The sequence below is a fragment of the Mesorhizobium opportunistum WSM2075 genome, assembly GCF_000176035.2.
Classification (GTDB): Bacteria; Pseudomonadota; Alphaproteobacteria; order Rhizobiales; family Rhizobiaceae; genus Mesorhizobium; species Mesorhizobium opportunistum.
Map to the genome: position 1 here is coordinate 1,315,087 of NC_015675.1, position 20,258 is coordinate 1,335,344.

Sequence of the window (20,258 nt, forward strand, 5' to 3'; positions counted from 1 at the left end):
CATGGCCGTCACCGTATCTCCCGAGAGCGACACCGTCGCCACCCCTGTCCAACGCGCCCTCAAGGAAGCGTTCTATGCCGGCGCCATCTCGCTTGGCCTGTTCGTGCTGTTCATCGGGCTGAAGACCGGCCAGAACATGTCCAATGAACTGGTCGTGACGACGCGCTGGGGCCTGCTGGCCGCCGTGGTGATCGCCACGGCCGTCGGACGCTTCCTCTATGTCGCCTACGGCCAGCCGTTTATGGCCAGCCAGAAGATAACCAATGTTGCCACTGGCCTGTTGCCGGCCAGCGTGGCGTCACGGTTCTTCCAACTGCCGTGGTTTATCGCGGCCGTTGTCGCGGCGGTGCTGCTGTTTGCATTGAACAGTTCTCTCGCCGGATGGGTGGGAGCAGAGCCGGCCGGCTATCTGCAATTCCTGCGCGCCCTGGCCGTCATCTACGTGCTGGCTTGCGTGATCTATTACTTCCGCGCCTTCATCCATGCCAACTTCACCAAATTGGGGATCACGGCGTTGGTGCTGTATCCGATCCTGGTGATCGCAGTGCTGTCGCTGAACGCCTGGTCGATTGTCGGGGGGATGCAGGGCTCGCTGAAATGGGTCGATAATTTCGGCATCCAGATCCTGATCTATGTGATGCTCGCATGGGGCCTGAACATCGTCGTCGGCCTCGCTGGCCTGCTCGACCTCGGCTACGTCGCGTTCTATGCACTTGGCGCCTATGCGTATGCACTTCTCGCCACGCATTTCGGCCTGTCTTTCTGGATCCTGTTGCCGGCCGCGGGCGCCATGGCGGCGCTGTGGGGCGTGCTGCTCGGCTTCCCGGTGCTACGCCTGCGCGGCGACTATCTGGCAATCGTCACGCTGGCTTTCGGCGAGATCATCCGCCTGGTGCTGATCAACTGGCGTGAGGTCACCAACGGTTCAGCCGGCATTTCCGGCATTCCCAAGGTCAGCTTCTTCGGCCTGATGTCGTTCAACGTGTCAGACCCGAACTACATTGCCAAGGTGCTGGGCATCGCCCAGTCGGGCGCCTACTACAAGATCTTCCTCTACTACCTGATCCTGGGCCTTTGCCTGCTCACCGCCTTCGTCACCATCAGGCTGCGCCGTCTGCCTGTTGGCCGTGCATGGGAAGCTTTGCGCGAGGACGAGATTGCCTGCCGCTCGCTCGGCATCAACACCACCACGACGAAACTGACCGCCTTTGCCACCGGTGCCATGTTCGGTGGCTTCGCCGGCTCTTTCTTCGCCGCACGGCAAGGCTTCGTCAGCCCGGAATCCTTCGTCTTCCTCGAATCGGCCATTATCCTGGCCATCGTCGTGCTCGGCGGCATGGGATCGCTGGTCGGCATCGCGGTTGCCGCGATGGTGATGATCGGCGGCACCGAGGCACTACGCGAACTCGACTTCCTCAAGCAAATCTTCGGGCCGGACTTCACGCCCGAACTCTACCGCATGCTTCTCTTCGGCATGGCGATGGTCATCGTCATGCTGTGGAAGCCGCGTGGCTTCGTCGGCAGTCGCGAACCGACCGCTTTCCTGAAAGAGCGAAGGGCTGTCTCCGGTTCCTTTACCAAAGAAGGACACGGCTGATGAACGCGAACCCGATCGAGAAGACCAGCCCGGGCATGAACGACACTATCCTGCAGGTCGATCACCTGTCGATGAAGTTCGGCGGCCTGGTCGCCATCGGCGACCTGTCCTTCACCGCCAGGCGCGGCGAGATCACGGCGCTGATCGGTCCCAACGGCGCCGGCAAGACCACAGTGTTCAACTGCATCACCGGCTTCTACAAGCCGTCGGAAGGCATGATCACACTCAACCGGGCCGACGGCTCGAGCTACCTGCTGGAGCGGCTGCCCAACCACGAGATCCCGGCGCGCGCCAAGGTGGCGCGCACCTTCCAGAACATACGCCTGTTCTCGGGTATGACGCTGCTGGAGAACCTTTTGGTTGCCCAGCACAACAAGCTGATGAAGGCATCCGGTTATACGGTGCTTGGTCTGTTCGGCTTCAGCGGTTATCGCAAGGCCTCGGCCGAATCGGTGGAACTCGCCAAGCACTGGCTGGAGAAGGCGGACCTCGTCGACCGTGCCGACGATCCGGCCGGCGACCTGCCCTACGGCGCGCAGCGGCGGCTCGAGATCGCGCGCGCCATGTGCACCGGGCCGGAGCTTCTGTGCCTCGACGAGCCGGCGGCCGGTCTCAACCCGAAGGAATCGCTGGCGCTCAATACGCTGCTGATGGACATCAAGAATACGTCGGGCACCTCGATCCTGCTGATCGAGCACGACATGTCGGTGGTCATGAAGATTTCCGACCACGTCGTGGTGCTGGAATACGGCCGCAAGATCTCCGACGGCAACCCGCAGTCGGTGCGAACCGATCCCCGCGTCATCGCTGCCTATCTCGGCGTCGACGACGAGGAGGTCGAGACCGTGCTGACCGAAGTCGGCGACGAGGACGTGATCGAACAGCTCGATACCGGTCCGGATTCCGCGCATGGGCCGGGCACGTCATCGTCGTATCTCGCCGGGCCGGTGAGCGACACGGTTAGCCACAGCGAAGGTGAGCGCGTTACGGTGTCCAAGGGCGCCTCGAAGGCGGCACAGTTCGATGCGCGCGCAGCGAGCGTGGCAAGCAGGCCAATCGTCGCCAGCCCGGCCCCGGCGGCGAAAACGGCAGCGAAGAAACCGGCGGCCAAGAAAACGGCCGCGACGAAAACGACGGGCAAGGCGCCCGCGGCGAAGGCCGAAGGCGTTTCGAACCGCCTCGCTGCCCCACGTGGCGGCAAGGCCGACAATCTGACCCGCATCAAAGGCATCGGTACAGTCAACGAGAAGAAGCTCAACGAACACGGCATCTTCCATTTCGACCAGATCGGCGCCTGGAAGAAGGCCGATGTCGAGGCGGTCGAAGCCTATCTCGCCTTCGATGGACGCATCACGCGCGAGGAATGGGTCAAGCAGGCCAAGCTGCTCAGCCAGGGCAAGGATACGGAATTCTCGCGCCGCGTCGATGCGGGCAAGGTGGCGACCAGCCATGCTTCCGGGAAGACCGCAAAAGCGGCTTCCGGGAAGACTGCTGCCAAGCCTGCCGCAGGCAAGCGCGGAGGGAGCAAGTGATGGCCGGGACAACGCTCCTCGATATCAAGGGTGTGCAGACCTACTACGGCAACATCCGGGCGCTGAATGGTGTCGACGTCACCGTCAGGGAGGGTGAGATCGTGGCGCTGATCGGCGCCAACGGCGCCGGCAAGTCGACGCTGATGATGACCATCTTCGGTGCGCCGCGCGCCCGCTCGGGCACGATCACCTTCGCCGGCACCGACATCACCCAGATGCCGACGCACGAGATCGCGCGCATGCGCATCGCGCAATCGCCGGAGGGGCGCCGCATCTTCCCGCGCATGACGGTGATGGAAAACCTGCAGATGGGCGCCAGCCTCGACAACCTCAAACATTACGACGAGGACGTCGAGAAGGTGTTCACGCTGTTCCCGAGACTGAAGGAGCGCATCGCCCAGCGTGGCGGTACGCTGTCGGGCGGCGAGCAGCAGATGCTGTCGATCGGACGCGCGCTGATGGCGCGGCCGAAACTGCTGCTGCTCGACGAGCCGTCGCTGGGGCTGGCGCCGCTGATCGTCAAGCAGATCTTCGACGCCATCCGCGAGTTGAACCGCACGCAAGGGCTGACGGTGTTCCTGGTCGAGCAGAACGCGTTCGGCGCGCTCAAGCTCGCCACGCGCGGCTACGTCATGGTCAATGGCAATGTGACGATGAGCGGCACCGGCAAGGAACTGCTCGCCAATCCGGAAGTGCGTGCCGCCTATCTCGAAGGCGGACATCATTGAGTTTGGAGCGGGATGTGCATCCGGCATTCCGCTCCAAATTGTTTGTCACATGATCTTTGTCCGAAAGTCTGCAACTTTTCGGGATCATGCCAGGGAGACTTCACCATGCAAGGCATTCTCTATGAGGAACCGTCGATCTGGCAGTTCTTCTTCGTCACCTGCCTGCTCGGCGGCTGGGCTGCCTGGATGACCGGGAAGGCGAGCGCCCAGACGTGGCGCAGCTTTATCCAGCTGTTCGCCTATCTGCTGGGGCTCGGCATCGGCATCCGCTTCATCCATCATGCGCTGTTCGACGGCACGATGTTCTCGCTGCATTACTATATCGTAGACACAATCGTGCTGATGATATTGGGCTTCGTCGGCTATCAATACACACGAACCAACCAGATGGTCACACAGTATAATTGGCTCTACGAAAGAGCTTCGATTTTGAGCTGGAAACCGAAAGGTTGACGTTCATCATTAACGCCGCGTCAGGGATGAAACGGCGTGACAAGTGCCTGAAAATCGGCAAACTATGCTTTCTGCGATAAGGGTGGGCATCGCATGAAAGCTTCATCCACGCCCACTCCGTTAATGGGAGCGTTTAAATGAAAAAGTCACTTTTGTCCGCTGTTGCCCTGACCGCGCTGATCGCGTTCAGCGGCAATGCGTGGGCTGACGTACTGTTCGCCGTCGCCGGTCCGATCACGGGCCCGAACGCGGCCTTCGGCGCACAGTTGCAGAAGGGCGCCGAGGCGGCCGTCGCTGCGATCAATGCCAAGGGCGGCATCAACGGCGAGCAGATCAAGCTCGAAATCGGCGACGACGTCTCCGATCCGAAGCAGGGCATCTCGGTCGCCAACAAGTTCGTCGGCGACGGCGTCAAGTTCGTGATCGGCCACTTCAACTCGGGCGTGTCGATCCCGGCCTCGGAAGTCTACGCTGAAAACAACATCGTCGAAATCACGCCGGCCGCGACCAACCCGAAGTTCACCGAGCGCGGCCTGTGGAATGTGTTCCGCACCTGCGGACGCGATGATCAGCAAGGCAGCATCGCCGGCGCCTACATCGCCGCGAATTTCAAGGATGCCAAGGTCGCCGTCATTCATGACAAGACCCCCTATGGCCAGGGCCTCGCCGACGAAACCAAGAAGGCAATGAATGCCGCTGGCGTCAAGGAAGTCATGTATGAAGGCATCAATGTCGGCGACAAGGACTTCTCGGCGCTGATCGCCAAGATGAAGGAAGCCGGCGTCACCCTGATCTACTGGGGCGGCCTGCATACCGAAGCCGGCCTGATCATCCGCCAGTCCGCGGATCAGGGCCTGAAGGCACCGATGATGTCGGGCGACGGCATCGTGACGGACGAGCTTGCGGCGATCGCGGGCGACGCCGTCGCCGGTACGCTCAACACGTTCGGCCCCGACCCACGCCTGATCCCGGCCAACAAGGAACTCGTCGAGAAGTTCCGCGCGCAGGGCTTCGAGCCGGAAGCTTACACGCTCTACGCCTACGCCGCCGTGCAGGTGGTCGCCGAGGCGGCCGCTGCCGCCAAGACGAACGACCCGCAGGCCGTTGCCAAGGCGATGCATGAAAACGGTCCGTTCCCGACCGTTCTGGGCGATCTTGCCTATGACGCCAAGGGCGACCCGAAGCTGCCAGGCTACATCATGTACGAGTGGAAGAAGAAGGACGACGGAAAGTATTCCTGGTTCCCGAAGTCGTAATCCACTCAGACAGATCTGAGACCAATGATGCCCGGCGCCACGCGCCGGGCATTTTCTTTGGCGCATTCCGGTGGCTGATGCCCCTCTTCGCCGGCCCTCCTTGGGCCGGAGAGATCGCATCCAGGATCGAAATTGTCGCCCTTGTTCCGTCCGTTCGAGCGAATGCGTGCGAGTGTTGGCCGGATAATTGATTTAAATCGGTTTAAATGGGCGTTGATTTTGTTTGCACTGCAGCATTTTCACGCTAATCATGGCGCCGGTTTCTCTTCCCTTCCGCTGCTGGAGCCCAGTCCTTGGCCATCACGAAGATCCTCGTCGCCAACCGGTCAGAAATCGCCATCCGCGTCTTTCGCGCGGCCAACGAGCTGGGCCTCAAAACCGTGGCGATCTGGGCCGAGGAAGACAAATATTCGCTGCACCGCTTCAAGGCCGACGAGAGCTACCAGGTCGGGCGCGGCCCGCATCTCGCCAAGGACATGGGGCCGATCGAGAGCTATCTGTCGATCGAGGAAGTGATCCGCGTCGCCAGGCTTTCGGGCGCCGATGCGATCCACCCAGGTTACGGGCTTCTGTCGGAAAGCCCCGAATTCGCCGAGGCCTGCGCGCAGGCCGGCATCACCTTCATCGGGCCGAAGCCGGACACGATGCGCCGGCTCGGCAACAAGGTCGCGGCGCGCAATCTCGCCATCGAGGTCGGCGTGCCGGTGATCCCCGCCACCGATCCGCTGCCCGACGACATGGACGCGGTCAAGAAACTGGCCAAGGAGATCGGCTATCCGGTGATGCTGAAGGCCTCTTGGGGCGGCGGCGGACGCGGCATGCGCGCCATCCGCGCCGAGGCCGATCTCGCCCGCGAAGTCACGGAAGGCAAGCGCGAGGCGAAAGCCGCCTTCGGCAAGGACGAGGTCTATCTCGAAAAGCTGATCGAACGCGCCCGCCATGTCGAGGTGCAGGTACTTGGCGACACCCACGGCAACGCCGTGCACCTCTTCGAGCGCGACTGCTCGATCCAGCGCCGCAACCAGAAAGTCGTCGAGCGTGCGCCCGCGCCCTATCTCGAAATGTCGCAGCGCGAGGAGCTTTGCGGCCACGCGCTGAAGATCGCGCGCGAAACCAGCTACATCGGCGCCGGCACGGTCGAGTTCCTGCAGGATGCCGATACCGGCAAGTTCTATTTCATCGAGGTCAACCCGCGCATCCAGGTCGAACATACCGTCACCGAGATGGTGACCGGCATCGATATCGTCAAAGCCCAGATCCACATTCTCGACGGCTTCGCCATCGGCACGCCGGAATCGGGAGTGCCGGCGCAGAGGGACATCAGGCTGAACGGCCACGCCTTGCAGTGCCGCATCACGACCGAGGATCCCGAGCATAATTTCATCCCGGATTACGGCCGCATCACCGCCTATCGCGGCGCCACCGGCTTCGGCATCCGCCTTGATGGCGGCACCGCCTATTCCGGCGCTGTCATCACCCGCTTCTACGATCCGCTGCTGGAGAAGGTGACGGCGTGGGCGCCGACGCCGGCCGAGACCATCGCGCGCATGAACCGCGCCTTGCGCGAGTTCCGCATCCGGGGCGTCGCCACCAACCTCACTTTCCTCGAAGCGATCATCAATCACCCGAGCTTCGCCGACAATTCTTATACGACGAAGTTCATCGACACGACGCCGGAGCTGTTCCAGCAGGTCAAGCGGCAGGACCGGGCGACCAAGCTCGTCAACTACCTGGCTGATGTCAGCGTCAACGGCCATCCCGAGACGCGCGGCCGGCCGATGCCGAAGGCCGATGCGGCGCCGCCCGTGGTGCCCTATCTCAACGGCAACGTCCCCGCCGGCAGCAAGCAGAAGCTCGATGTGCTCGGCCCGGAAAAGTTCGCCGCCTGGATGCGCGAGCAGAAGGAAGTTCTGGTCACCGACACGACGATGCGCGACGGGCATCAGTCGCTGCTTGCGACCCGCATGCGCACGCATGACATTGCCGGCATCGCCGGCACCTATGCGCGCGCCCTGCCGCAGCTTCTGTCACTCGAATGCTGGGGCGGCGCGACCTTCGACGTGGCGATGCGCTTCCTCACCGAGGACCCTTGGGAGCGGCTGTCGCTGGTGCGCGAGGCGGCACCCAATCTGTTGCTGCAGATGCTGCTGCGCGGCGCCAACGGCGTCGGCTACACCAACTATCCCGACAATGTCGTGCAGCATTTTGTCAAGCAGGCCGCTGCCGGCGGCATCGACCTGTTCCGTGTCTTCGACTGCCTGAACTGGGTCGAGAACATGCGCGTCGCCATGGACGCGGTCGGCGCCGAGGGCAAGCTGATCGAAGCGGCGATGTGCTACACCGGCGATATTCTCGATCCGGCGCGAGCCAAGTACGACCTGAAATACTATGTCGGGCTGGCGGGCGAGTTGCAGGCGGCAGGCGCCCATATCATCGCGGTCAAGGACATGGCCGGCCTGCTGAAGCCGAGTGCTGCCCGCGTGCTGTTCAAGGCGCTGCGCGAGGCGACCGACCTGCCGATTCATTTCCACACTCACGACACGTCAGGCCTGTCGGCGGCGACGGTGCTGGCGGCGGTGGAGAGCGGCGTCGACGCCATCGACGCGGCGATGGATGCCTTCTCCGGCAACACGTCGCAGCCTTGCCTGGGCTCGATCGTCGAGGCGCTGAAGGGCACCGAGCGCGATCCGGGCCTCGGCCCGCAATGGATCCGCAAAATCTCGTTCTACTGGGAAGCGGTGCGCAACCAGTATGCCGCCTTCGAAAGCGACCTGAAAGGACCGGCCTCGGAAGTCTACCTGCACGAAATGCCGGGCGGACAGTTCACCAACCTCAAGGAACAGGCGCGCTCCCTTGGGCTGGAGACGCGCTGGCACGAGGTGGCGCAGACCTATCACGACGTCAATTTGATGTTCGGCGACATCGTCAAGGTGACGCCGTCGTCCAAGGTCGTCGGCGACATGGCGCTGATGATGGTGAGCCAGGACCTGACGGTCGCCGATGTCGAGAACCCGGCCAGGGACATCGCGTTCCCGGACTCGGTCGTCTCGATGCTGCGCGGTGATCTCGGCCAGTCGCCGGGCGGCTGGCCGCAAGCGCTGCAGAAAAAGGCGCTGAAGGGCGACAAGCCGATCACGGCGCGGCCCGGCTCGCTGCTGAAGCCCGCCGATCTCAAGGCCAGCCGCAAGGAGATCGAGGAGAAGCTCGAGCGCAAGCTCTCGGAATACGAGTTCGCCTCGTGGCTGATGTATCCGAAGGTGTTTTCCGACTTCGCCGCGGCGCAGGAAGCATACGGCCCGGTCAGCGTCCTGCCGACGCCGACCTATTTCTACGGCATGAAATCGGAAGACGAGATCTTCGTCGACATCGAGAAGGGCAAGACACTGGTGATACGGTGCCTGGCCATCGGCGATGTCGACGACAAGGGCATGGTCACCGTGTTCTTCGAGCTCAACGGCCAGCCGCGTCGCGTCAAGGTGCCGGACCGGGCGCATGGCGCTTCCGCCGCCAAGGCGCGCCGCAAAGCCGAACCCGGCAACGAGGCGCATGTCGGCGCGCCGATGCCGGGCGTGGTCTCCGCGCTTGCGGTCGCCGCCGGCCAGGCGGTGAAGGCCGGCGACGTGCTGCTCTCCATCGAAGCCATGAAGATGGAGACGGCACTGCATGCCGAGCGCGACGGCACGGTCGCCGAGGTGCTGGTCAAGGCCGGCGACCAAATCGATGCCAAGGATCTGCTGATCGCCTTCGCCTGAAACCTCGCGCAAGCGGGCAGGCTGTCGGCTTCTGTCGGCAGCCCTCAGTGCGCTGTTCGATAACCGCTTGACCCCGTGCCCCTGGTCGGGCATCGAACCGCTGAAATTCGCCGTGGCACGGTCCCCGAGTCGCGGCGCAGAACCGATTTTTTGGAGAAAAACATGGCCGACGATATCACCGAGACCAGCCAGACTGTTGCCGCCGGCCAGCTGCGTGCCCTCATCGAGCGCATCGAGCGACTCGAGGAAGAAAAGAAGACGATCGCCGACGACATCAAGGAAGTGTTCGCCGAGGCCAAGGGCACCGGCTTCGACACCAAGGCGATCCGCACCATCATCCGTCTGCGCAAGAAAGATCAGGCCGAACGCCAGGAGGAAGACGCCATCCTCGATCTGTACATGGCCGCGCTCGGCATGGTCTAAGACTGGCGCAGTTCGCCGTTTCACGGAAACGGCGAATTGCGCTATCTCTTTGTTGACGCAATTCCGGACGGAAAACCGTTTTCACTTTTCCTGGAATTGCTTTGGCGTCCGGCGCCCGATGCGGTTGCTGGAGATACGGTTCGAACCATGAGCGAATTCGATTTTGGCGGCCGTCGCGCCTCGGAATTCCGCCATCGCGGCTTCTGGTCGCTGTTCGCCGAACGGCATCCGGAAGAAAGGGCGCGGCTGGCGCGGCGTGGACCCTGGTTCTGGCAGCGCGGATTGCCCGATTTCGCCCTGGTCCTGTCCATGTATGTCGCGCCGGCGCAGAACCATGTCGGTGTCTTCTTCGGCCGCAACGAGAAGTTCGGCGCCACGCAGAGCTGGTCGCGGCTGAAGCCGTTCCAGCCGGCGATCGAAGAGAGGCTGAAGCTCAGGCCGGAGCAAAGTTGCGAGGGCCTCGGCATCAATTCGATGTGGCGGGTGAACTGCTATGCCGAGGACAACTGGCCGGCGATGACCGACTGGCTGGTGACGGAATGTTCGCGTGTCGAGCGCGCCGTTGCCGAAGTCCTGGGGCAGGGGTAGGTGATCGCGGATTTCTTCCGCTCGCGGTGGCTTGGCCAGGTGCCGCTCGGCCGGCTGTTCTGGCGCGACATGCTGCTCGTCGGGACATTGATCAATATGGCGTCTTCGGCGCTGGCGCTGGTCCTGCTCGGCCTGAAGCTGCCGCTGTGGCTGGTTCTGGCGGTGCATTTCGCGCCGGTGCCCTACAACATCTTCCTGACGTCGGCCGTGTGGCGGACGACCGAAAGCGGTGCCAAGGCCTCGCTGATGCTGCTGGGCTCCGCACTCTGGCTTATCGCCACAGTGGTCGTCTGAAGAACGGCACCAGGCATGAAAAAGGGCGGCCCAGGCCGCCCTTTTTCAGAGCCATAAGGCGCCGCTCAGGCGGCCGGTTCGAATTTCAGCGCCACACCGTTGATGCAGTAGCGCAGGCCGGTCGGCGGCGGGCCGTCCTCGAAGACGTGGCCGAGATGGCTGCCGCAGCGGGCGCAGTGGCATTCGGTGCGGACCATGCCGTAGCTGCGGTCGATTGTGTTCTCGACCGAACCCGGCACCGGGTCGTTGAAGCTCGGCCAGCCGGTGCCGCTCTCGAACTTCAGCTTGGATTCGAACAGCGGCTGGTCGCAGCCGACGCAGGAAAATGTGCCGGCGCGCTTCTCGTAGAGCAAGGCGCAGCTTCCCGGACGCTCGGTGCCGTGGCCGCGCATGACCGCATATTGCTCCGGCGTCAGCCGGGCGCGCCATTCGGCGTCGGTGCGGGTAACGGGATAGGTGTGGGTGTCCATGTGATCTCCTCAGCCTTGGCGGCTCGTTATTGGTTGCAACCTCATATTCGCCCGAAGATAGGCGTTTGTTACCGGCATGGCCAGTTCTGGCGCACTCAATGCTTCCTTGAAAGCTGCTTAGTCGCGCCTTCGAGCCCGGCCAGCGTCAGCGGGAACATGCGGCCGCCGAAGATGTCGCGGATCATCGCGATCGAATGGGTAAAGCCCCAGTTCTTTTCGCTCTCCGGATTGAGCCATACCGCGTTCGGCCATTGCCGCAGCAGACGGGCGAGCCAGACAGCGCCGGCTTCCGGGTTCCAGTGTTCGACCGAGCCGCCGGGATGGGCGATCTCATAAGGGCTCATCGAGGCGTCGCCGACGACGATCACCTTGTAGTCCGGTCCGTATTTGTGGAGGAGATCGAAGGTCGGGATCACCTCCGCATGGCGGCGCCGGTTGTCCTTCCACACGCCCTCATAGAGGCAGTTGTGGAAATAGAAATATTCGAGCTGGCGAAATTCGGCGCGGGCGGCCGAAAACAGCTCCTCGACGCTTTTGATGTGATCGTCCATCGAGCCACCGACATCGAAGAACATCAAAAGCTTCACGGCGTTACGCCGCTCGGGCCGCGTCTGCACGTCGAGATAGCCGTGCTCGGCGGTGGCATGGATGGTGCCGGGCAGGTCGAATTCCTCCTCGGCGCCCTCGCGCACCCAGCGGCGCAGCCGCTTCAGCGCGATCTTGATGTTGCGGGTGCCGAGTTCGACGGCATCGTCGAAATTCCGGAATTCGCGCTTGTCCCATACCTTCACCGCGCGGCGGTTGCGGCTTTCATGCTGGCCGATGCGCACGCCTTCGGGATTGTAGCCATAAGCGCCGAAGGGCGAGGTGCCGCCAGTGCCGATCCATTTCGAGCCGCCCTGGTGGCGGCCCTTCTGCTCCTCGAGCCGCTGCTTCAAGGTCTCCATCAGCTTGTCGAAACCGCCGAGCGCCTCGACCAGTTTTTTCTCTTCCTCGGTCAGATGCTTTTCGGCAAGCCGGCGCAGCCATTCCTCGGGAATATTGGCGACATCCACCGCGTCCGGTCCGCCCAGCGCCTCGATGCCTTTGAAGACATGCGCGAACACCTGGTCGAAGCGGTCGATATGGCGCTCGTCCTTCACCAAGGCGGCGCGCGCGAGGTAATAAAAACCTTCGACGTCGTAGTCGACCAACCCGGCTTCCAGACCCTCCAGCAGCGACAGATATTCCCTGAGCGAGACGGGAACGCGCGCGGCCTTCAGTTCGAGGAAGAAAGGGATGAACATGGCCGGCTATAGCAAATCATACTCGATGAAGCCCGTGCGGCGGGCGACGTGGTCGTAAAGCTTGCGCGCGGTGGTGTTGGTCTCGTGCGTCATCCAGTAGACATTCTTGACGCCGATCTTGCCGGCTTCCTGCTTGACCGCCTCGATCAGTGCGGCACCGATGCCCTTGCCGCGGACGTCCGGGTCGGCGAACAAATCCTGCAGATAGCAGTTGTTTTTCTCCGACCAGCCGGAGCGGTGGTACAGGTAGTGCGTGAGACCGACCGCTTTGCCGTCCAGTGTGGCGATGAAGCCTTTCGGCTCGAACTCACCCGGAGTGAACAGCCGCTTCCAGGTGACGGCGTAGACCTCTTCCGGCAGCTTGGTCTCGTAGAAGGTCAGGTAGTCGGTCCACAGGCGGCGCCAGTCGGCATGGTCGGATTGGGCAAGCGGGCGCACTACAATCTCGGTCATTTCGTTCCCTCTGAAATCTGGAACCCGATCCATACCAACAGAATCGGGATCAGGAACACCTTTGCCTATTCGGCAGGCGAATTATATTCGCGAAAAGCGGTCGCGAGCATGTGCAGCGCCTCTCGCGCCCGCGGCGACAGAGCGTGCGACTGCAAAATGATATCCGACGGAGGAATTGGTGGCAGGCCGAGTTTGCGGCCCACCTCGATCAGGCCCGGAGGCACAACCCGGTAAGCGAGGGCGGAAAGCGCAAAGCCGGCCGACACTGCGATGTTGACGGCCGCGCCGCCACCGCCGACGAAGGCCTCATTCCAGGCGATGCCTGCCCGGTCCAGCGCCTCGACCGCTCTCATGCGGTCCGGGCAATTGCATCTGGTGCTCAAAAGAGCCAGGCGCAGGGGCGTGCCTGGTCGCCATTCGAAGGCGGGGGCCGCGAACCAGCCATAGTGGGTGCGCGACAAAGCTTCACCGCGGCGACTGTCATCTTCCTGGTGCACAATCACCGCATCGAGTTCGCCGCGATCGAAAGCTTCTTCCAGCATGGAGCTGGTGTCGATCCGTATGTTGAGCGCGAGCGACGGATCGTGGGCATGAAGCTGGGCGATCAGCGTGGAAAGCTCAGGCCCCGCGACATGATCGACGAAGCCGAGCGCAAGCCGACATGGCGCAGCGGAAAACTCCGCGACGGCGCGTTCATGGGCGGCAAGGAATTCGCGGGCCACGGGCAGGAAGACAGCCCCCCTTTCCGACAGGGCCACGCGACGCGGGGTTCGTTCGATCAAACGTGCGCCGAGCTTGTCTTCGAGCCGCCGCAACTTGACGCTGATCGTCGCCTGGGTGCTCCCAAGTGCTGCAGCCGCCCGGGTGAAGCTCTGCAGGTCGGCCACCATGACGAAGGTGCGCACGGCATCGACATCGAGACTGGTCATCTCCAGCATTCCATTTTGTTATCTCTGAAATAGAGATGCATAGTCTTTTTTCATGGTCAAGCCTCGTCTATGTCATCTCGACCGCGGTTCGAAGAGCCGGCCCGGTTCCAGAATGTTCCGATTGAAAGTGATCGATATGACATTTCAAATCGACCGAAACACCGTTGCGCTTGCCGGGGCTTGCCTTGCCTCGCTGCTGTTCGGCCTCGAAATCTCCAGCGTCCCGGTGATCCTTCCGAAACTGGAAAGCGTGCTCGCCGCCGACTTCAAGGATCTGCAATGGATCATGAACGCCTACACCATTGCCTGCACCACGGTGCTGATGGCGACAGGAACGCTGGCCGACCGTTTCGGCCGCAAACGGGTGATGGTGATCGCCACCATCGCCTTCGGCCTGGCCTCATTGCTGTGCGGTCTGGCAGCAAGCGCTCCGCTCCTCATCATTGCACGCTTCCTGCAAGGCCTGGCGGGAGGGGCGATGTTCACCTGCAGCGTGGCCGTCTTGTCCCACCAGTTTCAGGACGGCAGCGAACGCGGCAAGGCTTTTGTGGCCTGGAGCGTCGTGTCGGGGATCGGGCTTGGCTTTGGTCCCGCCATCGGTGGATTGATCGTCGCATTCTCGAGCTGGCAGTGGGTGTTCCTCATCCATGTGCCGCTTGCCCTCCTTGCCCTGGTCTTCATCGGTGCCGGTGTCACCGAATCGCGCGACCGCAATGCCCAGAAGCTTGACCGTGCCGGTATCCTGACGCTCTCCTTCGCGGTGTTCGGCTTCTCCTATCTGATCACGCAAGGGGCCGATCTCGGCTCTGCCGCCCGCATCGGCGTGGCGAGCGCGGCGGTGCTGGCCTTTGCAGCATTCCTCGTTGCCGAGAAGATCAGCCCCTATCCGATGTTCGATTTCTCGGTGTTCCGGATCCGTCAATTTTCGGGAGCGATCATGGGCGGCATCGGCATGAATTTCAGCTATTGGCCATTCATCATCTACCTGCCGATCTATTTCTCGGGCGTGCTCGGCTACGACAGCACCACGACCGGCCTGCTGCTGCTCGTCTACACGCTTCCCTTGATGCTGATGTCCTCGACCGCCGAGCGCCTGCGCGCCCGCTATCAGGCGCGGGTGGCGATCCCGCTCGGGCTGTTGACATTGGGCGTCGGCTTTATCGCCATGAGGATAGGTTCGAGCCTTGAGGGAGCCAACTGGCTGACGATGCTGCCCGGTACGCTGATCGCCGGTATCGGTATCGGCCTCACCAACTCACCGACCACCAACACCACGACGGGTTCGGTGTCGCCGGATCGCGCCGGCATGGCTTCGGGCATCGATATCAGCGCGCGGCTGATCACGCTCGCCATCAACATCGCGGTGCTGGGCCTGCTGTTGACGCAGGGAATTGCTTCCTATCTCAAAATCGCATTGGGCACGGCCCTTGATCCGGACGAACTGCGCGCGCTGGCGGAAAGGATCGCCACCGGAAATCTCGATGGCCTTTCGCAATATTCGCCGAGGCTGGCGACGCTCGACCCGTCCGGCGCGCTTGCGCATGCCGCGTTGGTCAATGGTTTTGGCTGGGTCATGCTCTATAGCGGGATCGGCGTTCTTGCCCTTGCCGTCATCAGCTTCGTCGTCTTCGGCCTCAGAAACGCGCCGCAAGAGGCAAGGGACCGTCATCGTTCTCAGGGCGCAAGCGAAGCTCGATCGTAGCCAATGCCTGGCTTTTCACCCTTGCCTGCGCGCCATGAATGCAAGCCGCTCGAACAGATGGACATCCTGTTCGTTCTTCAGCAATGCGCCGTGCAGCTTGGGCAGCGCGTTCTTCGGGTCGGCGCGCAAATCCTCAGGCGCGATATCGTCGGCGACCAGCAGGCGGATCCAGTCGAGCGCCTCGGAGGTCGACGGCTTCTTCTTTAGCCCCGGCACGTCGCGGATCTCGTAGAACTGGGTGAGCGCCGCGCGCACCAGATTGTGCTTGATCCCGGGATAGTGGACGTCGACAATCCTGTGCAGCGTCTCGACGTCGGGAAAGCGGATGTAGTGGAAGAAGCAGCGGCGCAGGAAGGCGTCCGGCAGCTCCTTCTCGTTGTTGGAGGTGATGATGACAATGGGACGGACGGCGGCGCGGATGGTCTCGCCGGTCTCGTAGACGAAGAACTCCATCCGATCGAGCTCCTGCAGGAGGTCGTTGGGAAACTCGATGTCGGCCTTGTCGATCTCGTCGATCAGGAGCACGACCTTCTTGCCGGCGGCGAATGCTTGCCAGAGCTTGCCGCGCTTGATGTAGTTCTTGATGTCGTTGAACCTGGTGTCGCCGAGCTGGCTGTCGCGCAGCCGCGACACGGCGTCATACTCGTAAAGACCTTGCTGGGCTCGCGTCGTCGATTTGACGTGCCATTCGATGAGGTCGAGGCCGAGCGCCGCCGCCACCTGGCGGGCGAGTTCGGTCTTGCCGGTGCCGGGCTCGCCCTTGACCAGCAAGGGCCGCTCCAGCGCGATCGCCGCGTTGACCGCCACCATCAGATCCTTGTCGGCGACATAGGCCTCCGTGCCTTCGAAACGCATTTCTGCTCCTTGGTTCATTCCGGGCGACCGTAAGGAGGCGGCTCGGCCCGCGCAAGGTGGGTGTCCGTGACGACTGTGCGAGACCCGCGGGGAAAGAACGCCAATTCTCTGGCGCTTAGCCGACCGGCGGCCTATATTAGGCGGGACGGTCTGCGCTTCCCGGCAGGAGAACATTTTCCCCGGGGCCTTAACGATCCTTAGGGAGCTGTCCCTGGGAAGACCCGTGGGTTTTCTCACACGGCGCCCACCTACTTTGTAGGTTCCCGGGATCGCTCTCTCCACCGGTTGTGTGGATCGTCACTTCTTGCCCATCTCCGCGCATTCCGTTTGATGATGCGGTAGAAAACGTCGCTCCTAAAACGCCCTCCAGATTTGACCTTTTCTATCGTCGCGGCATGACATCTCTCAAAGATCTGAAGAAACAGCTTCGGCTCGAGGCTCTCGGCCGCCGCGATGCGCTTGATGAATTCTGGCGTGTGGAGGCAGCGCTCGAAATGGCCGAGACGGCGCGCGACCAGCTCGCCATTGAACCCGGCCAGATCGTGTCGGGCTTCTGGCCGATGCGCTCGGAGGTCGACGTGCGGCCGCTGATGTTCGCCTTGCGCGAAAAAGGGGCAAGGCTCTGCCTGCCTGCCATTCTCGACAAGACCACCATCGTCTTTCGCGAACTGGTGCGCGGCGCGCCGATGGTCGAGATGGGTTTTGGCACGGTCGGCCCGCACCACGAGGCCGAGGTGCTCGACCCCTCGGTGATGCTGGTGCCGCTCGCCGCTTTCGACGCGCGCGGCCATCGCATCGGCTATGGCGCCGGCTATTACGATCGCGCCATAGCTAGACTGGTCGACAAGGGCCATGCGCCCCGGCTGATAGGTATCGCCTTCGACTGCCAGGAAGTTCCGCAGGTTCCGGACGAACCCCACGACATCATCATCCCGGAAATACTCACCGAAACCGGGTTGCGCCGCTTCGCGCCAAAATTGTAGATAAATGGACGCATGATCTTTCGCTGGCGTCATGCAGCTTTTTGCTTCGCTGACTTTCGGTGCGGGATCATATGAGACTTCTCTTCCTCGGTGACATGGTAGGCAAGACGGGACGCACGGCGGTTTGGGAACAACTGCCCGGCCTGATCTCGGACTTCAAACTCGACTTCGTCATCGTCAATGGCGAGAACGCCGCCGGCGGCTTCGGCATCACCGAGGAGATCTTCCGCGAGACCATCGCCGCCGGCGCCGATGTTGTCACCACCGGCAACCATGTCTGGGACCAACGCGATGCGCTGGCCTTCGCGCCGCGCGAGGAGCGCTTCCTGCGGCCATCCAACTTCCCGAAGGGCACGCCCGGGCGCGGCTCCGGCGTCTACATCGCCAGGAGCGGCGCGCGCGTGCTGGTCGCCAACATCATGGGCCGGGTGTTCATGCATCCCGAGCTCGACGATCCGTTCCAGGCCGGTGAACGCGAGCTTGCCGCCTGTCCGCTCGGCGAGCAGGCGGATGCCGTGGTGATCGACTTCCACGCCGAGGCGACCTCGGAGAAGATGTGCTTCGCGCATTTCGTCGATGGCCGCGCCAGCCTCGTCGTCGGTACCCACACCCACCAGCCGACCGCCGACCACCAGATCCTCAACGGCGGTACCGGTTATTTGTCCGACGCCGGCATGTGCGGCGACTATGATTCCTCGCTCGGCATGGACAAGGAGGAGCCGCTCAACCGGTTCCTGTCGAAAGTGCCGAAAGGGCGGTTCGAGGCGGCGAACGGACCGGCGACATTGTGCGGCGTCGGCGTCACCATTTCCGACCGCACGGGACTGACCGAGAAGATCGCGCCGTTTCGTCGCGGGCCGCGCCTGGAAGAAACGGCTCCGTCCTTCTGGTCGTGACATTGATATAGGGGGTCGCAATACCTAACTGCCGGCGACACTGCTCTAGATCGTAGAGGGGACGACCTCCATGCAGCTTATCGAATTCCTTGCGCCGCATTTTCAATTTGTTTCCGATCCAACTGCCTGGGTCGCGTTGTTGACGCTGGTTGTGCTCGAGATCGTGCTCGGCATCGACAATCTGATCTTTATCTCGATCCTGACCAATAAGCTGCCGGAAGCCCAACGCGCCCGCGCCCGCCGGCTCGGCATCTCGGCGGCGCTGATCATGCGGCTGGTGCTGCTCGCCACCATCTCGATCATTGTCCAGTTGACGACGCCGGTGTTCACGGCGTTTGGCCACGGCTTTTCCTGGCGCGACCTGATCCTGATCGCCGGCGGCCTGTTCCTCGTGTGGAAGGCAACCAAGGAAATCCACCACACGGTCGATCCCGACGACCACAAGGACTCGATGGTGGGCGAGACGCTGCAGATCAGCCTTGCCGGCGCGATCTTCCAGATCCTGCTGCTCGACCTCGTCTTCTCGATCGATTCGATCATCACCGCCGTCGGCATGACCGACGAGATCGCCATCATGTACATCGCGGTGATCGTCGCCGTCAGCGTCATGATGCTTGCGGCCGGGCCGCTGGCGGATTTCATCGCCAAGAACCCGAGCATCGTCATGCTGGCACTGGGCTTCCTGTTGATGATCGGCATGACGCTGATCGCCGACGGCATGGGCTATCACGTGCCCAAGGGCTATATCTACGCGGCGATGGGTTTTTCGGCGCTGGTCGAGGGGCTCAACATGCTGGCGCGGCGCCGCAAGAAGGCGAAATCCGGCGAACGGCACTGAGGCGGCGCTTGCCGGATGCCGAACTGGATTGACTCTTACGAAATTGTACGTACATTACTGTAAATCGACGGTGCTGTTTTGCAGTTCGAATGGGACTTTGAAAAAGCCAGGCGCAACCTTGCCAAGCACGGCATCGCGTTCGATCTGGCCCAAAAGGTGTTCGCTGATCCGCTTCATCTCATAGTGCCTGACCGCTTTGAAGATGGCGAACAACGGTGGCATGCGATCGGGGCGATCGGAGCCGTAGTGGTCTTGCTGGTTGTCCACACCTATCCTGATCGCGAAGATGAAGAACGGATTAGGATTGTTGGCGCCCGGAAAGCGACACCGCATGAAAGGAGGCGCTATGAGCAAGAAGAACCTTAGTCGGGATCAACGCGATCAACTCGCCAAGCTGGCTGACTTGGCTGACAGCGAGATTGATACTTCCGATATCCCGGAGGTTCCGGCGGAGAATTGGGTTCATGCTCGCCGCGGACATCTTTACCGACCACTCAAACAGCCGGTGACCATCAGACTCGATGCTGACGTGCTATCCTGGTTCAAGGAACATGTCGGGAGCGGCGGTTATCAAACCGAAATCAATCGCGTGCTCCGCCATCATGTGATCGAACAGGAACGGCGTAGAACCTAAGTTGGTTCACTCCCCGGCACGCCCTTTGGGTGACGGTCGCCGATCAGGCCCAATGTCAGGCCTTGCTCCAGCCAGGCCTTGGCGCCGGCCAGCACCAGAGCGAAACCGTCGGTCGAACCGATAGCCGTTTTGACCTGCTCGTCGCCATTGCCGGCAAAGCCGAAATTGCGAACCTTGAGAAAGGTCGCATCATCAGGCATTTCGGTGAAGGTCCAGACCACCGTGGTCGGCGGATCGCTCCATCGCATGACGATCTTCTCGTTCTTGACGATCTCGCTGACATTGACCGTCGTCGAGACGCCATACATGGGCCATTCCCAGTGAACCTCCTTGCCGCTGTCCAGCCGGGCGTTGCCGTCCGTGAACCAGAATTTGGCGGTGATGGCCGGATCGACGATGGCCTCGAACACCTCGGCGACGGGCCTTCGGATCAGCATGCCTGCCTCGGCGGTTGGAGTTTCGCGGATTTCCATGGTGTCCTCCTTCGATCGAAAAGGTCGTACATCGCACGAAAGATGGTACATCGCACCGTGACCGCCGTTTTGCGCGGTTCCAGACAGCAAACGCCAAACGCCATCCCGGAGTTGCC

Annotated in this window: 21 protein-coding genes and 1 other RNA gene; 16 read left to right on the forward strand and 6 right to left on the reverse strand. The window is 62.3% G+C overall.

Going from position 1 to position 20,258, the window contains the following annotated elements; all coding sequences use genetic code 11:
* The first annotated feature begins 1 nt into the window (after window position 1).
* The 9 genes from livM to MESOP_RS06290 all read left to right on the forward strand — a co-directional run bounded on the left by livM (window position 2) and on the right by MESOP_RS06290 (window position 10,623).
* Entirely contained in the window at window positions 2–1,597 is a 1,596-nt protein-coding gene (gene livM, locus MESOP_RS06250; protein WP_013892484.1) for a high-affinity branched-chain amino acid ABC transporter permease LivM, read from the forward strand.
* Window positions 1,597–3,129, forward strand: coding sequence for an ATP-binding cassette domain-containing protein (locus MESOP_RS06255; RefSeq protein WP_013892485.1), 1,533 nt, complete (start codon window positions 1,597–1,599; stop codon window positions 3,127–3,129). The genes livM and MESOP_RS06255 overlap by 1 nt, the downstream gene beginning before the upstream one ends.
* Complete coding sequence (locus MESOP_RS06260; protein WP_013892486.1) at window positions 3,129–3,857, forward strand: ABC transporter ATP-binding protein; 729 nt, start codon at window positions 3,129–3,131, stop codon at window positions 3,855–3,857. Before MESOP_RS06255 ends, MESOP_RS06260 begins: the two co-directional genes overlap by 1 nt.
* Window positions 3,858–3,962: 105 nt before the next feature.
* Window positions 3,963–4,310, forward strand: coding sequence for a DUF6867 family protein (locus MESOP_RS06265; protein ID WP_013892487.1), 348 nt, complete (start codon window positions 3,963–3,965; stop codon window positions 4,308–4,310).
* A gap of 137 nt (window positions 4,311–4,447) precedes the next feature.
* A complete protein-coding gene (locus MESOP_RS06270) occupies window positions 4,448–5,566 on the forward strand; it encodes a branched-chain amino acid ABC transporter substrate-binding protein (RefSeq protein WP_013892488.1) in 1,119 nt (372 codons plus the stop codon).
* 293 nt (window positions 5,567–5,859) lie between these two features.
* On the forward strand, window positions 5,860–9,318 hold the full coding sequence (gene pyc, locus MESOP_RS06275; RefSeq protein ID WP_013892489.1) for a pyruvate carboxylase: 3,459 nt from the start codon (window positions 5,860–5,862) through the stop codon (window positions 9,316–9,318).
* 162 nt (window positions 9,319–9,480) lie between these two features.
* Window positions 9,481–9,741, forward strand: a complete 261-nt coding sequence (locus tag MESOP_RS06280; protein WP_010912082.1) for a DUF2312 domain-containing protein — start codon at window positions 9,481–9,483, stop codon at window positions 9,739–9,741.
* A 147-nt stretch (window positions 9,742–9,888) separates the two neighbouring features.
* Complete coding sequence (locus MESOP_RS06285) at window positions 9,889–10,329, forward strand: hypothetical protein (protein ID WP_013892490.1); 441 nt, start codon at window positions 9,889–9,891, stop codon at window positions 10,327–10,329.
* The gene (locus MESOP_RS06290; RefSeq protein ID WP_013892491.1) at window positions 10,330–10,623 is read left to right on the forward strand and encodes a hypothetical protein; all 294 of its coding nucleotides are present in this window, start codon (window positions 10,330–10,332) and stop codon (window positions 10,621–10,623) included.
* Window positions 10,624–10,688: 65 nt separating this feature from the next.
* On the opposite strand, the gene msrB is transcribed toward MESOP_RS06290, so the two are convergent.
* From msrB to MESOP_RS06310, 4 genes are all read right to left on the reverse strand, one after another.
* A complete protein-coding gene (msrB, locus tag MESOP_RS06295) occupies window positions 10,689–11,093 on the reverse strand; it encodes a peptide-methionine (R)-S-oxide reductase MsrB (protein WP_013892492.1) in 405 nt (134 codons plus the stop codon).
* A gap of 95 nt (window positions 11,094–11,188) precedes the next feature.
* Window positions 11,189–12,379, reverse strand: coding sequence for a vWA domain-containing protein (locus MESOP_RS06300; RefSeq protein WP_013892493.1), 1,191 nt, complete (start codon window positions 12,377–12,379; stop codon window positions 11,189–11,191).
* Between the two features lie 6 nt (window positions 12,380–12,385).
* Window positions 12,386–12,832, reverse strand: a complete 447-nt coding sequence (locus tag MESOP_RS06305) for a GNAT family N-acetyltransferase (protein WP_013892494.1) — start codon at window positions 12,830–12,832, stop codon at window positions 12,386–12,388.
* A gap of 65 nt (window positions 12,833–12,897) precedes the next feature.
* Window positions 12,898–13,761 (reverse strand): LysR family transcriptional regulator, encoded by an 864-nt coding sequence (locus tag MESOP_RS06310; protein WP_013892495.1) that lies wholly within the window; start codon window positions 13,759–13,761, stop codon window positions 12,898–12,900.
* Between the two features lie 136 nt (window positions 13,762–13,897).
* On the opposite strand from MESOP_RS06310, the gene MESOP_RS06315 reads away from it, so the two are divergent.
* Window positions 13,898–15,463 carry an MFS transporter gene (locus tag MESOP_RS06315; RefSeq protein ID WP_049802441.1) on the forward strand — a complete coding sequence of 522 codons (1,566 nt, stop codon included), beginning with the start codon at window positions 13,898–13,900 and terminating at the stop codon, window positions 15,461–15,463.
* Between the two features lie 15 nt (window positions 15,464–15,478).
* Here MESOP_RS06315 and MESOP_RS06320 read toward each other — a convergent pair whose 3' ends face one another.
* On the reverse strand, window positions 15,479–16,318 hold the full coding sequence (locus tag MESOP_RS06320; RefSeq protein WP_013892497.1) for an AAA family ATPase: 840 nt from the start codon (window positions 16,316–16,318) through the stop codon (window positions 15,479–15,481).
* A gap of 144 nt (window positions 16,319–16,462) precedes the next feature.
* Here MESOP_RS06320 and ssrS point away from each other — a divergent pair.
* The 6 genes from ssrS (at window position 16,463) to MESOP_RS06345 (ending at window position 19,669) form a co-directional block, all read left to right on the forward strand.
* Window positions 16,463–16,618: non-coding RNA, 6S RNA (ssrS, locus tag MESOP_RS33385), on the forward strand.
* A gap of 95 nt (window positions 16,619–16,713) precedes the next feature.
* On the forward strand, window positions 16,714–17,301 hold the full coding sequence (locus MESOP_RS06325) for a 5-formyltetrahydrofolate cyclo-ligase (RefSeq protein WP_013892498.1): 588 nt from the start codon (window positions 16,714–16,716) through the stop codon (window positions 17,299–17,301).
* A gap of 71 nt (window positions 17,302–17,372) precedes the next feature.
* A complete protein-coding gene (locus MESOP_RS06330; protein ID WP_013892499.1) occupies window positions 17,373–18,197 on the forward strand; it encodes a TIGR00282 family metallophosphoesterase in 825 nt (274 codons plus the stop codon).
* A 70-nt stretch (window positions 18,198–18,267) separates the two neighbouring features.
* Entirely contained in the window at window positions 18,268–19,035 is a 768-nt protein-coding gene (locus MESOP_RS06335; RefSeq protein WP_013892500.1) for a TerC family protein, read from the forward strand.
* A 78-nt stretch (window positions 19,036–19,113) separates the two neighbouring features.
* Window positions 19,114–19,401 carry a BrnT family toxin gene (locus MESOP_RS33390; RefSeq protein WP_083833218.1) on the forward strand — a complete coding sequence of 96 codons (288 nt, stop codon included), beginning with the start codon at window positions 19,114–19,116 and terminating at the stop codon, window positions 19,399–19,401.
* Window positions 19,382–19,669, forward strand: coding sequence for a BrnA antitoxin family protein (locus tag MESOP_RS06345; RefSeq protein ID WP_013892502.1), 288 nt, complete (start codon window positions 19,382–19,384; stop codon window positions 19,667–19,669). The genes MESOP_RS33390 and MESOP_RS06345 overlap by 20 nt, the downstream gene beginning before the upstream one ends.
* Here the strand turns inward: MESOP_RS06345 and MESOP_RS06350 are convergent.
* Complete coding sequence (locus MESOP_RS06350) at window positions 19,666–20,142, reverse strand: SRPBCC family protein (protein WP_013892503.1); 477 nt, start codon at window positions 20,140–20,142, stop codon at window positions 19,666–19,668. The genes MESOP_RS06345 and MESOP_RS06350 overlap by 4 nt on opposite strands.
* Window positions 20,143–20,258 lie beyond the last annotated feature (116 nt).

Excerpts from the sequence above, each read along its gene's own strand:
- msrB (WP_013892492.1), bottom strand. The coding sequence starts at position 11,093 with ATGGACACCCACACCTATCCCGTTACCCGCACCGACGCCGAATGGCGC.
- MESOP_RS06305 (WP_013892494.1), bottom strand. The coding sequence starts at position 12,832 with ATGACCGAGATTGTAGTGCGCCCGCTTGCCCAATCCGACCATGCCGAC.
- MESOP_RS06265 (WP_013892487.1), top strand. The coding sequence starts at position 3,963 with ATGCAAGGCATTCTCTATGAGGAACCGTCGATCTGGCAGTTCTTCTTC.
- MESOP_RS06270 (WP_013892488.1), top strand. The coding sequence starts at position 4,448 with ATGAAAAAGTCACTTTTGTCCGCTGTTGCCCTGACCGCGCTGATCGCG.
- MESOP_RS06345 (WP_013892502.1), top strand. The coding sequence starts at position 19,382 with ATGAGCAAGAAGAACCTTAGTCGGGATCAACGCGATCAACTCGCCAAG.
- MESOP_RS06325 (WP_013892498.1), top strand. The coding sequence starts at position 16,714 with ATGACATCTCTCAAAGATCTGAAGAAACAGCTTCGGCTCGAGGCTCTC.
- MESOP_RS06255 (WP_013892485.1), top strand. The coding sequence starts at position 1,597 with ATGAACGCGAACCCGATCGAGAAGACCAGCCCGGGCATGAACGACACT.
- MESOP_RS06280 (WP_010912082.1), top strand. The coding sequence starts at position 9,481 with ATGGCCGACGATATCACCGAGACCAGCCAGACTGTTGCCGCCGGCCAG.
- MESOP_RS06350 (WP_013892503.1), bottom strand. The coding sequence starts at position 20,142 with ATGGAAATCCGCGAAACTCCAACCGCCGAGGCAGGCATGCTGATCCGA.
- MESOP_RS06285 (WP_013892490.1), top strand. The coding sequence starts at position 9,889 with ATGAGCGAATTCGATTTTGGCGGCCGTCGCGCCTCGGAATTCCGCCAT.
- MESOP_RS06310 (WP_013892495.1), bottom strand. The coding sequence starts at position 13,761 with ATGACCAGTCTCGATGTCGATGCCGTGCGCACCTTCGTCATGGTGGCC.
- MESOP_RS06320 (WP_013892497.1), bottom strand. The coding sequence starts at position 16,318 with ATGCGTTTCGAAGGCACGGAGGCCTATGTCGCCGACAAGGATCTGATG.
- MESOP_RS06335 (WP_013892500.1), top strand. The coding sequence starts at position 18,268 with ATGCAGCTTATCGAATTCCTTGCGCCGCATTTTCAATTTGTTTCCGAT.
- livM (WP_013892484.1), top strand. The coding sequence starts at position 2 with ATGGCCGTCACCGTATCTCCCGAGAGCGACACCGTCGCCACCCCTGTC.
- MESOP_RS06260 (WP_013892486.1), top strand. The coding sequence starts at position 3,129 with ATGGCCGGGACAACGCTCCTCGATATCAAGGGTGTGCAGACCTACTAC.
- MESOP_RS06330 (WP_013892499.1), top strand. The coding sequence starts at position 17,373 with ATGAGACTTCTCTTCCTCGGTGACATGGTAGGCAAGACGGGACGCACG.
- MESOP_RS06315 (WP_049802441.1), top strand. The coding sequence starts at position 13,898 with ATGACATTTCAAATCGACCGAAACACCGTTGCGCTTGCCGGGGCTTGC.
- MESOP_RS06300 (WP_013892493.1), bottom strand. The coding sequence starts at position 12,379 with ATGTTCATCCCTTTCTTCCTCGAACTGAAGGCCGCGCGCGTTCCCGTC.